Genomic DNA, 11,607 nt, shown 5'->3' on the forward strand with positions numbered 1-11,607 from the left:
GGGAGGACCGGGACCTGTCCTTGCATCCGGCCGGGAGGCAGGGTACCGTGAGCTCATGCAGGTCTTGCTCTACGAGGGCCTCGAGGTCCCCCCCCACCTCCAGGACCGCCTGGAGCGGGTGCTGGAAGCCCTGCGCTCGGGGCACTTGGCCCAGGCGGAGCTCAAGAAGCTGACGCCTACCCCCTACTTCCGCGCCAAGCTCAGCGACAAGGACCGCCTCCTCCTCAAGCCGGTGCGGGTGGGGGAGGAGGGGGCCTGGCTCGTCCTCGAGGTCATCCCCAACCACGCCTACCACCGCTCCCGCTTCCTCCGGGGGGCGGAGGTGCGGGAGGAAGCGGTCCTGGTCCCGGAGTCCGCCCTCGCCCAAGCCGAACCCGTGCGCCACCTGGACCTCAAGGCACCCCGCTTCCACCTCCTGGACAAGCCCCTCACCTTTGACCAGGCCCAGGAGGCGGTCCTAAAGGCCCCCCTTCCCCTCCTCCTCCTGGGGCCGGCGGGCTCCGGGAAGACCGCCCTGGTGCTGGAAAAGCTTCGCCAGCAGGCGGGGCGGGTCCTCTACGCCACCCTTAGCCCCTTCCTGGCCCGGGAGGCCCGCCGCCTCTACTTCGCCCACGGCTACGAGAACCCATACCAGGAGGCCGACTTCTTCTCCTTCCGCGAGTTCTTGGAGACCCTCGAGGTGCCCGGGGGGAGGGAGGTGGGCTTCCGCGACTTCCTCCGCTTCTTCGCCCCCCGGGCCCGGGCCTACCCCTTCACCCACGCCCACGCCCTCTTTGAGGAGTTCCGGGGGGTGTTGCTGGCGAGCCCCGAGGGGCCCCTCTCCCTGGAGGCCTACCTGGCCCTGGGGGTGCGCCAGAGCCTCTACCCCAAGGACCTGAGGCCCCAGGTGTACGCGCTCTTCCGGAAGTACCTGGACTTCCTCCATGAGGAGGGGCTCTACGAACCTAGCCTTCTCGCCCACCGCTACCGGGAACGGGTGGAGCCCACCTACGACTTCGTGGCGGTGGACGAGGTCCAGGACCTCACCCTGGCCCAGGTGGACCTGCTCCTCAGGAGCCTCAAGGCCAAGGGGGCCTTTCTCCTCGCCGGGGACAGCCACCAGATCGTCCACCCCAACTTCTTTAGCTGGGCGACCCTCAAGAGCTACTTCTTCCGGGAGGACGCCCAAGCCCTAGAGCGCATCACCGTCCTCAAGGCCAACTACCGCAACGCCCGCAAGGTCTCCGAGCTCGCCAACCGCCTCCTCCGGCTCAAGCAGGCCCGCTTCGGTTCCGTGGACCGGGAGAGCACCTACCTGGTGGAGCCCCAGGGGGAGCGGGAGGGGCGGGTGGTCCTCCACCGGGCGGCGCCCGAGCTCCTGAAGGAGCTGGACCGGAGGATTCGCCAAAGCGCCCAGGTGGCGGTGGTGGTCCTCTGGGACGAGGACAAGGAGCGGGCCCGTCAGGCCCTGGGCACGCCCCTCCTCTTCTCCGCCCAGGAGGTGAAGGGCCTGGAGTACCCCACCGTGGTCCTCTTCCGCCCCGTGGATAGCGCCCCCGAGGTCTACCGGGAGGTGGCCCGGGGGGTGGGCCCGGAGGACCTCGAGGGCCCCCTGGCCTACCGCCGGGCCCGGGACAAGGAGGACAAGTCCTTGGAGGTCTACAAGTTCTTCACCAACGCCCTCTACGTGGCCGTGACCCGGGCGGTGGAGGAGGTGGTCTGGCTGGAGGAGGACCCCCCGCACCCCTTCCTGCGCCTCCTGGGCCTGGAGCCCGGGAAAGAGCTGGAGGTGGCCGCCCGGGCCTCCAGCCGGGAGGAGTGGGCCAGGGAGGCGGCCCGCCTCGAGGCCCACGGCAACCTGGAGCAGGCCCAGGCGGTGCGGGAGGCCTTCCTCAAGGAGCGGCCCGTGCCCTGGACCGTGTACGACCGGGAGCGGGTCCGGGCCGTCCTGCCCGAGCTCCGCGCGCGCCGCCTGGGGAGGAAGACCCTCAGGGAGCTCTACGAGTACGCCCTCTTCCACCGGGCGCGCCCCCTCATGGCGGCCCTAGCCCAGGCCGGGCACGAGGGGGCGCAAAACGTCCTAAGGCCCCTCCTGGCCCCCAGTCTGGGCTACGGCGAGGGGCAGTTCCGCGACCTGGAGCGGCGCCTCCTCCGGAGCTACGAGGGGCGGGGGTGGAAGGAGGTGCTTTGGGAGGTGAAGGACTTCGGGCCCGACTTCCGCACCCCCTTGGGCCTCACCCCCCTCATGCTGGCGGCCCGCGCCGGAAACCGGGAGCTCCTCGAGGCCCTCCTGGCCCAGGGGGCCGACCCCGAGGCCCGCGACCCCTTCGGCTACACCCCCTTCCTCCACGCCCTGGAGCGGGCCCTTTCCGATGGGGCCTTCGCCCGCGAGCGCTTTCCCCTGGTGGCGGACCTCCTGGCGCCCACGGCCCTGGACGTCCAGGCCGAGGGGCACCTCGTCCGCCTCTACCCCCGGATGCCGGAGTACTGGGCCTTCCTCGCCACCCTGGCCAGCCTCAAAACCCTGGCCCTCCCGGAGCTGCGCATGCGAGGGCCCTTCATGGAGGAGGGGGTCACGGCCCGCTACCTGGCGGAGGCCCTCGGCCACCTGCCCCCCGCCCTCCTCCCCGCTCCCTTGGCCCGCAAGGAGACCTTGGGGGAGCGTAGGGCCTACCTAGGCGCGGTCCTGGCCCGGAGCGAGGTGGAGAGCGACTACCGCCCCGCCCGCAGGCTCTTCCTCAGGGTGCGCCGGGGGCGCTACCTTCCCAACCCCCGCCTCCTCCTGCGCCCAAGGGAAGGGGAGGCGGCCTGGACCCCCTTGGGGGAGGCCATGGACCTAGAGGGGCTCGGGCTAGGGCGGCCCCACCTCGAGGGACAGAAAAGGGGCGCTTGACCGAGGGCACCCTCTTCCCAGTCCCTCCCGCCACCCATGGGCCCGTAGGCCACCGGACGGGTGGACCACGGGGGGAACACCTGGCCCTCGCCGAAGCTGTCACGAGGCTCGGGTCTAATGCCTTCGTGTGCTACCTCATAGCTCCATCCTGGCCGACTTCAGGGGCCCCCGGCTACGGGTCAGCCGTCAGGCTACCTTGCTGAGGTTGTGGACCGGCGTCAGCGGAGCTACCTTGCGGATGAGGTTCACCCGGGCCAACACGCCCCAGTAGGAGCGAGCTACAAGATGTTTCCCTGACGGGAAAGCAGCTATCCGATGAAGCCCTAAAGACCGCACCACCACGCTGAACCGGGTCTCGAGCAAGATAGCCCCTGCGGGGCTGACCCAGTTCCTGACCCTCCCCAACAAGATACGCTGGCGCGTGACCCACCAGCTCCCTCCCTCAGGTCTCCCGGGCATTCCCGGGGAGAAGGGCCCAGTGGGTCAGCCCCGAAGGGGCTAGGTTCTAAAAGAGGCCGAGCTCGTTCATCACCGGCATGATGCTTTCCCGTCAGGGAAACAGCTTGTGAACGTAGCCCGCGAAAGCCCCCAGGGGTCCCACCCCCACGGCGGCCTCAGGGAGAGAGAGGCCGTGAATCCGGTGGCCGTGGGCTAGGGGGATGGGCTTGAGGTCCACCACCTGCGTCACGGGCGAAGCCCGTAGCTTGCAAAGTCCTTCTCCGCCAGCAAGGCGCATAGCGAGGTGGGCCAGCAGGCCCTGGGCCTTTTGAAGGACCCGGTAGAAGCGGGATAGGTGGGGCAGGGAGGGGAAGTAGGCTTTCATGGTGGTCTTGGCGGCCAGGTAGCCTTTGGCAAGATCCTGGCCTTGCAACAGGAGAGTCACGGCCGAAGGCCGTATCTTGCAGATGGCGAGGGTCAGGAGCTCGGCCAAGGTGGCCTTCTGGTGCTTTTGCTTTGGGGGGAGCTTGAAGCCTTGGGCCTGCAGGGCTTTCAGTTCATCATCTACCCAGACGTAGGTAGCCACGAGAAGGGTTTCCGCATCAAGATGGTAAGTCAGCCGAAGGCTATGTTCTGGGGGTGCTCCCGGTTGGAGTCCATAGCACCCCCTCTTTTTTCACACCCCAAGGGTCCAGATCAAGTAGCACACGAAGGGATATGGTTCACCCAGCGCTCTGGTGATGGGTCAGCCCGCAAGGGCTACCTTGCTAGCCAGTCTGTGGTCACGAGCGAAGCTCGTACCTTGCAGACCACGGAAAAAGGGGGCCCCGGGGCAACGACGGGGCAAAAAAGGTCAAGGGGAGGGTCAGCCCGCAAGGGCTAATCTTGCCTCGCCAGATCCTGACGGACACGGGGGGCCGTCTTTTGAAGGCCTTCGTGCACCCCGCCAACGAGCACGACAAGTGGGGTGGACAGGCCTTGCTCCTGGGGATGGACTTTTCCTCCTGGCCTCGGGTGCGGAAGCTCTTTGTGGACTGGGGGTACCGGGGCCTCAAGGAGTTGGCTTCTTCCCTGGGGCTGGAGCTTGAGGTGGTGGCCCGTCCCTACGCGGGGGTGCGGGAGGGGGATGAGGTGCCGGAGATTCCGCGGGAGAGGGGGTTCAAGCCCTTGCCCAAGCGGTGGGTGGTGGAGCGGACCTTTGCTTGGCTTGGGCGGAACCGGCGGCTTGCCAAGGACTATGAAGCCAACCCTGGGGTAAGCGAAGCCTGGGTGTACTTGGGCATGCTACGCTTGTTGGTGAAGCGGCTGGCCAGGGCCGCGTAGCTGGCCGTGGAGGAGTTTTACGACAGCCTCTAGTTGTCCAAAGGCTCCACCCGCCCCGCAGCGAAAAGGCTCTCCGACCAGAAGATGTCCACGTAAAAGAGGTCGGGAGCCGTACCCGCGGAGAGGGCATTGAAGAGCCACTGGGTGTAGTCGCCCTCAATGGGCTGGTAGACGACCTGGATCCCTTCCTTGTCCAGCTTGGGCTGGACCACCTCCTTCAGAAGCCCACTGACGATGGCGATGTCGGTGCCGCCCCAGCCGGAGATGCGCACCTGGGTTTGGGCGAACGCGAGCCCCAAAAGGGCCAGAAGGGCCAAGAAAGCCTTTTTCATCGCAACCTCCTTTCCCTCTGCAAGAGGGGCCGGTGCCTAGGGCCTGCGGCTTTCGGTTTGGGTCTAGGCTCCCACCTCCCTTCTCCGGGTAGTCCCCCGGACCACCAAGCGCACGGGCACGCGAAGCCCCCGGGGAGGTTTTCCCTCCCGGGCCTCGAGGAGCAGGGCCACGGCCTTGCGGGCGATGGTAGGGATGTCTTGGCGCACCGTGGTCAGCCGCTCCCCGAACTCGGGCAGGTCGTCGTACCCCACCAGACTGACCTCCTCGGGGACCCGCACGCCCAGGTCCTCCAGCGCTGCCCACGCCCCTAAGGCCGTCTCGTCGGAGGCGGCGAAGAGGGCGGTGAACCGAAGCCCCCGTTCCCAGGCCTTACGGACCGTCCGATAGGCGGTTAAGGGGTCAAAGGCTCCGTCCAGGACCAAGTCCTCGCGGAAGGGGATGCCGGCTTCCGCCAAGGCCTTTCGGTACCCGAGGAGCCGCTCCCGGCCCGCCTGGTGCTCGGGGTAGCCGGTGAGGTGGGCGATGGCCCGGTGTCCCAGATTCACCAGGTGACGGGTGGCCAAGTACCCCCCCTCCACATCCTCGGGGGCCACCCAAAAGATCCCTTCCCCGACCCCCACCAGGACGAAGGGCACGCCCTTCCGGGAGAGGGCCTCCACCCGGCGGTCCCCCTCGTGGGCCCCGAGAAGGATGTAGCCCAAAGCCTCCTGCCGGGGCTTCCCCTTGGGGTCCACCTCCACCTCCGCCACCCGGAGTCCCTCGCGCCAGAGGGCCTCCGAGAGGGCCTCGAGGAGAAGGGTGAAGTAGAGCGTGTGCCGCCGCACCCCGGGGGTAAAGAGGATCCCCACGGCGGTGGCCATCCCCACCATCTCCCGGGCGGCGGCGTTGGGAACGAAGCCCCACTCGCGGGCCAAGGCCAGGATGCGTTCCCTCGTGGCCCGGCTCACCCCTGGCCTCCCGTTCAGGGCCCGGCTCACGGTGGCCACGGAAACCTGGGCGGCCCGAGCAAGATCGCGTATGGTTAAAGCCCTCTCCGAAGACATCGTAAACGTTTACGTACTCAGCATACCTCGCCATAGCCCCCAGTCAAGGGGGTGGCCGCTCCGGGGTCCGCCGCAGGCTTAGGGGGCAATGACCGAGCCCCTCCCGCCCACGTTAGACTGGGGAGCAGGATGGCTTCCAAGAAGGACCCGCCCAAGCCCGCTCTGGCCAGACCCCGCCACTTTGACGAGGCCAACGTGGCCCGCCTGGGCCTCATCTCCATCCAGGAGCGGATCCCCGAGGGCTACGCCTCCTGGGAGGAGGAGTTTGAGTTTTTGGGCAAGCCCGTGAGGCTGGCCTGCTACGCCAGCGAGAAGGTGGGAGGCGTACCCCACGGCCTAGACAACGAGGTCTCCCTGGCCCTCATCGCCCTTTACTTCAACGCCGGAAGCCCCGAGGACGGCACCTTCACCGCCACACCCTACCAGATCCTCAAGCTCATGGGCCTGGACACCTCGGGCTACTACTACAACGCCCTCAAGGAGAGCCTGATGCGCCTCACCACCGCCACCTACGTCCTTTCCGAGGCCTGGCGGGAGAACGGGCGCTGGCAGAGCGTCACCTTCCGCTACATAGAAAAGCTGGAGTACACCAGCTCCCGCCAGGGAAGGCTGGATCGCTCCAGCGTTCTCCGCATCACCCTGGCCAAGGAAATCGTCCGCTCCCTGAAGAACCAGTACGTAAAGCCCATAGACATCGAGTTCATGGCCAGCCTCCGGAGGCCCTTGAGCCGGGCCCTTTACCGCCTCCTGGACGCCCAGCGCTTCTCCCCGGAGAACCCCTCTCCCCTACCCCGCTTCGAGGTCAACCTCATGGAGTGGGCCGCCGCCTGCAAGATCGTCCACAAGCGGCCCGACAAGGTGCGGCGCACCCTCGAGCCCGCCCACCAAGAGCTTCTAGAGCGGCGGTACCTCCAGTCGGTGGAGTACGTGGGCCGGGGCCAGAACCAAACGGTGATCTACGTCTTCGGCGAGGAGGCGGGGTCCGTCCCCGACGCCCAGGCGGTGGAGCTCCTCATGGCGGAAGGGCTTTCCTTCACCTCCGCCTACTCCCTGGCCCGCCGTTACTCCCTGGAACACATCCGGGCGCGGGTGGAACGCTTCCGGATCATCCTGGCCTCGGGCTACAGGCCGAAAAACCGGCTGGGCTTCCTGGTGGACGTGATCCGGGACGAAAGCGGCAAGTACGACCGCGCCCTCCCCTCTCCCCAGGCCCGGAGGACCCAGGCCCGCTTGGAAGAGGAAGAGGCCAGGCGGGTAGAGGAAGAGGCGGAACGGGAGTGGCAAAGCCTCCCCAAGGACGCGCGGGTGCGCCGCGCCCTGCAGGTGGCCCAGCTGGTCCTGCGCTCCCGGGTAAGCGTGGGGGACCTGGAGGACCTGGCCCGCCTCATGGAGGAAGAGGTCCTGGACCCCAAGGCCCTGGTGGAAGAGCTCAAGGAGGCCTCGGCCCGAGGCGCACTGGACGAGTGGCTGGATTCGTTCCGTAATCGCCTAGAAAGGTAGGTATCGGAAGACTTGGGGCGTGCCCTCCTCCCCTCCAAGGTGCACCGCCCAAAAAGCGCGACCCCAAGGGATCTTTTGGCCTCTCCCCCCTATCGGAAGACTTGGGGAGTTTTGCCCAGGGGATATCGGAAGACTTGGGGAGTTGGTGCCGCCCCCCTATCGGAATACTTGGGGAATTGGTATCGGAAGACTTGGGGAGTTCCTATCGGAAGACTTGGGGAGTTTGGGGCCCGGGTATCGGAATACTTGGGGAGTTGGTATCGGAAGACTTGGGGAGTTCTATCGGAAGACTTGGGGAGTTTTTTGGCCCCACTTGCGTCCCTGACGGGTTCGGCACGCCCCACCCCCCCGCCCTTGTTGTTGATCATCATTTATTTTCAAGCAAGGTTTAAAAATCAATTAAAGGATCAACATCAGCGCCAATCAAATCGGAATGAAAGCAGATTCTCTTCCCTAGGCGCTGCCGGCTCGGGGGACAGGTCGGGGGAAAGGCACAGGTGCGGGCGCTTTTGGAACCCATCGCCTACGGCCTTTCCTTGCGCCACCCTGCATAAGGCGATTTGCTAAGCAAGCCCGGTTTGCCTCCTCCCAGGCCGGGCTTCTGGTAAAACGGAGGAGGGGTCGGACATGACCATCGCCGAGCTGGAGGAGACCCTGAAGGAGGAGGCCCGCCGCTTCCTGGCGCGCGCCCAGGGGCTAAGGAGTCCGCACACGGAGGATTTCTTCCGCCGCCGCCTCTACATCTCCCCGGAGGAGGTCCGGGTGGAAAACTACCCCAGGCAACGCCCCCTGGCCGTCTTTAACCCCGGGGCGGTCCTGAAGGACGGGGTGGTCCACCTCTTTCCCCGCCTGATCTTTGACTACTACAGCTACGCCTCGGCCATCGGGCACGCGGCGGTGCCCGTGGAGGACCTCCTTCGGGGCCGGATCCCCAGGCCCCTACCCGTGCGGATCGTTCTCTACCCCACGGAGCTCTACGAGGCGGTCCGGGGATGCGAGGACGCCCGGGCCCACGCGGCGGGCGCGGGGTTCCTCCTCTTCTACACCGCGGTAGGCAAGCTGGGGGACGCCCGGAACACCGACCACAAGGACGTCTTCACCGCCGCCCTCGCCCTGGCCGAGCTGGGGGAGGACCTTTCCGTGAGGCGGAAGGGGCTCCTGAGGGTGGGCCAGGAGGGGGAGGGGCTCTACCTGCCCACGAAAAACGCCACCCTGCTGGAGGGGGGGAACCTCCTCCTGCGGCCGAGCTTTTCCGGCATCCCGGACCTCTGTTGGCGGGGGCGCCTTGACCTGGACACCCTGCGGGTAACCGACCTCAGGCCCGTGCTTCCGCCGGAGCCCTTTGAGTACAAGGTGGGCTGGTCCACCAACGCCCTCCGCCTCGAGGACGGCACCTACCTGGTGGCCTTCCACGGCATCTTCCGGGGGGACCTCTCCTACCGGCACGGCTTCGCCCGCCTCAAGGGGAACGGGGAGATGGTGGGTCTTTCCCACTACCTCCTGGCCCCGCAGGGCCTGGCGGAGTCCTACGGGGACCGCCCCCTGACCCTGTACGGCAACGGCCTCTTCCTCCACGGGGAGGAGCTCGTCTTCGTGGGCGGGGTGGGGGATTACGCCCTAGGCGTATTCACCGCCCCCCTGGAGGAGGTCCTGGCCCGCATCGCCCCGGTCTAGGGGGCCGTTTGCTCCTCGGGCCGCCCGGGCCCCTCGCTTGCGCCAGCCTAGGGTGGCATCAAAGGGCCGTGGCCCCCCCGTCCACGGGGAGGACGGCCCCGGTGATGTAGTCCGAGGCGGGGCTTGCCAGGAAAAGCACCGCCCCGCCGAGCTCCCCGGGTTTCCCGGGACGGCCCAGGGGCAGGGTGGCCTTGAGGAGGGGTTCGGCCTTGGGCAGGACCTTCTCCGTCATCCGGGTGGGGAAGAACCCCGGGGCGAGGGCGTTCACCCGGATGCCCCACCGCCCCCACTTCACCGCCAGGTCCCGGGTGAGGGCGACAAGCCCCCCCTTGGAGGCGGAGTAGCCCACGGCGTCCAGGACCTCGGGGTACTCCCCCTTGAGCCCGGCCACGGAGGCGATGTGGACGATCTTGCCGTAGCCCCTCTCCTTCATCCTCCGGGCCGCCACCCGGCTCGCCAAAAAGGCCCCCACCAGGTTCACCTCCAGGACCTCCCGGACCTTCTCCACGGGCATTTCCAGGGAAGGGGCTCCCCAGCTGATCCCGGCGGCGTTCACCAGGATGGTCAGAGGCCCAAGGGTCCTCTCCACCTCTTCGGCGATGGCCTCCAGGCGGGCCTCGTCCCGCACGTCCCCTTCCAGGTAGAGGGCGTCCTCCCCCAGGGCCTTTTGGGCCTCGGCAAAGAAGCCCGCCCGCCGCGCCACCACCGCCACCTTGGCCCCCGCTTCCTTCAGGGCCAGGGCGGCCTCGAGGCCGAGCCCCCGGGACCCGCCCGTGACCAGGGCCGCCTTGCCGTCCAGGCGGAACATCTCCAGGAACATCAGGCACCCCCGTAAAAGCCCTGGTACCGCTCCCGCAGGGCCCGCTTGAGGAACTTGCCCGCGCTGGTCCTGGGGATCTCCTCCACGAAGACGTAGGCGTCGGGGAGCTGCCACTTGGCGAAGCCCGCCTGGAGGAGGTGCTCGTTCAGCTCCTCCGGGGTGGGCTTCTCGCCCCTTGGCACCACCACCGCCAAGGGCCTTTCCTGCCACCTGGGGTGGGGGATGGCCACCACCGCCGCCTCCTTTACCTTGGGATGGCCCATGAGGGCGTTCTCCAGGTCCACGCTGGAGATCCACTCCCCGCCCGACTTGATCAGGTCCTTGAGCCGGTCCTTGATCTCTATGTAGCCTTCCTCGTCCCAGACGGCGATGTCCCCGGTGCGGAAGAAGCCGTCCGGGGTGAGGGCAGATCGGCTCGCCTCCTCGTTCTGGTAGTAGCCCCCGGTGATCCAGGGGCCCTTGAGCTGGACCTCCCCCAGGGTCTTCCCGTCCCTGGGCACGGGGCGGCCCTCCTCGTCCGCCACCCGGAGGCGCACCAGGGGGATGGGAAGGCCGGTCTTGGCCTTGAGGGAGAGCTTCGCTTCCTCGGGGAGGGCCTCGAGGTGGCTCTTCACGAAGTTCTGCACCACCACCGGCGAGGTCTCGGTGAGGCCGTAGCCCTGGCGCACCTCGATGCCCATGCGCTCAAAGCGCTGGATGAGGCTCTTGGGCGCGGCGGAGCCCCCCACCACCAGGCGCTTTAGGGTCTTGAGGCGGTGGCCGGTGCTTTCCAGGTAGTCCGCCAGGGCGAGCCAGACCGTGGGCACCCCGGCGGTGAAGGTCACCCCCTCCCCGTCAAAGAGCTCCACCAAGGAGGCGGGGTCCAGCCTGGGCCCGGGCAGGACCTGCTTGGCCCCCACCATGGTGGCGGCGTAGGGCAGGCACCAGGCGTTCACGTGAAACATGGGGACCACGGGGAGGACGGCGTCCTTTTCCGAAAGGGCGGTGCCGTCGGCGAGGCTCGCCGCCAAGGAGTGGAGGACCAGGGCCCGGTGGCTGTAGACCACCCCCTTGGGCAGGCCCGTGGTGCCCGTGGTGTAGGCCATGCCGCAAGCCGCCCTTTCCGGCACCCGCACGGGGTCCGCCTCCTCCCCCAGGACCTCCTCGTAGGCCAGGTAGCCCTCGGGGGCCTTCCCGTCCATGACCACGAAGTGGCGCACGGTCTTCAGCTCGCCCCGTATGGCCTCCACCAGGGGGAGGAGGTTGGGGTCAAAGAGGAGGACCTTGTCCTCGGCGTGGTTCAGGATGTAGGCGATCTCCTTGGGGGAGAGGCGGGGGTTGGCGGTGTGGAGGACCGCTCCCATGCCGGGGACGGCGAAGTAAGCCTCCAGGTGGCGGAAGTGGTTGAAGCCCAGGGTGGCCACCCGGTCCCCCACCCCCACCCCGAGGGACTTCAGGCCCCCCATGAGCCTTTTGGCCCTTTGGTGGATCTCGGCGTAGGTGGTGCGGTGCACCTCCCCGGTGTGGAGGCGGGAGACCACCTCCTTCCGGCCAAAGAGCTCCGCCGCCCTTTCCAGAAAGTCCCAAAGGTTCAGCTCCTCGTCCATCATGGTGCTCGGGAACAT

Annotated in this window: 6 protein-coding genes and 3 pseudogenes; 4 read left to right on the plus strand and 5 right to left on the minus strand. The window is 67.7% G+C overall.

Annotated features, from left to right (window positions below):
* Positions 1 to 55: 55 nt before the first annotated feature.
* Positions 56 to 2,872 carry a hypothetical protein gene (locus tag ACY5J6_RS12270; protein WP_462846665.1) on the plus strand — a complete coding sequence of 939 codons (2,817 nt, stop codon included), beginning with the start codon at positions 56 to 58 and terminating at the stop codon, positions 2,870 to 2,872.
* Between the two features lie 186 nt (positions 2,873 to 3,058).
* Here the strand turns inward: ACY5J6_RS12270 and ACY5J6_RS12275 are convergent.
* Positions 3,059 to 3,929 (minus strand): annotated as a pseudogene (locus tag ACY5J6_RS12275) (transposase family protein).
* A 224-nt stretch (positions 3,930 to 4,153) separates the two neighbouring features.
* Here ACY5J6_RS12275 and ACY5J6_RS12280 point away from each other — a divergent pair.
* Positions 4,154 to 4,633, plus strand: a pseudogene (locus ACY5J6_RS12280) (transposase); the annotation flags it as partial.
* Positions 4,634 to 4,668: 35 nt separating this feature from the next.
* On the opposite strand, the pseudogene ACY5J6_RS12285 reads toward ACY5J6_RS12280, so the two are convergent.
* Positions 4,669 to 4,965 (minus strand): annotated as a pseudogene (locus ACY5J6_RS12285) (ABC transporter substrate-binding protein); the annotation flags it as partial.
* Positions 4,966 to 5,028: 63 nt separating this feature from the next.
* A complete protein-coding gene (locus tag ACY5J6_RS12290; protein WP_462846666.1) occupies positions 5,029 to 6,009 on the minus strand; it encodes a LacI family DNA-binding transcriptional regulator in 981 nt (326 codons plus the stop codon).
* Positions 6,010 to 6,138: 129 nt separating this feature from the next.
* Here ACY5J6_RS12290 and ACY5J6_RS12295 point away from each other — a divergent pair, with 129 nt between their 5' ends.
* Positions 6,139 to 7,509 (plus strand): replication initiator protein A, encoded by a 1,371-nt coding sequence (locus tag ACY5J6_RS12295; RefSeq protein WP_462846667.1) that lies wholly within the window; start codon positions 6,139 to 6,141, stop codon positions 7,507 to 7,509.
* A gap of 627 nt (positions 7,510 to 8,136) precedes the next feature.
* Complete coding sequence (locus ACY5J6_RS12300; protein ID WP_462846668.1) at positions 8,137 to 9,183, plus strand: glycoside hydrolase family 130 protein; 1,047 nt, start codon at positions 8,137 to 8,139, stop codon at positions 9,181 to 9,183.
* Positions 9,184 to 9,241: 58 nt separating this feature from the next.
* Here ACY5J6_RS12300 and ACY5J6_RS12305 read toward each other — a convergent pair whose 3' ends face one another.
* Both ACY5J6_RS12305 and ACY5J6_RS12310 read right to left on the minus strand, forming a co-directional pair.
* Positions 9,242 to 10,003: an SDR family oxidoreductase gene (locus ACY5J6_RS12305; protein WP_462846669.1), complete on the minus strand. Its 762-nt coding sequence runs from the start codon at positions 10,001 to 10,003 to the stop codon at positions 9,242 to 9,244.
* Positions 10,003 to 11,607 (minus strand): long-chain fatty acid--CoA ligase, encoded by a 1,605-nt coding sequence (locus tag ACY5J6_RS12310; protein WP_462846670.1) that lies wholly within the window; start codon positions 11,605 to 11,607, stop codon positions 10,003 to 10,005. The genes ACY5J6_RS12305 and ACY5J6_RS12310 overlap by 1 nt, the downstream gene beginning before the upstream one ends.

This window comes from Thermus sp. H19.2 (assembly GCF_054979525.1).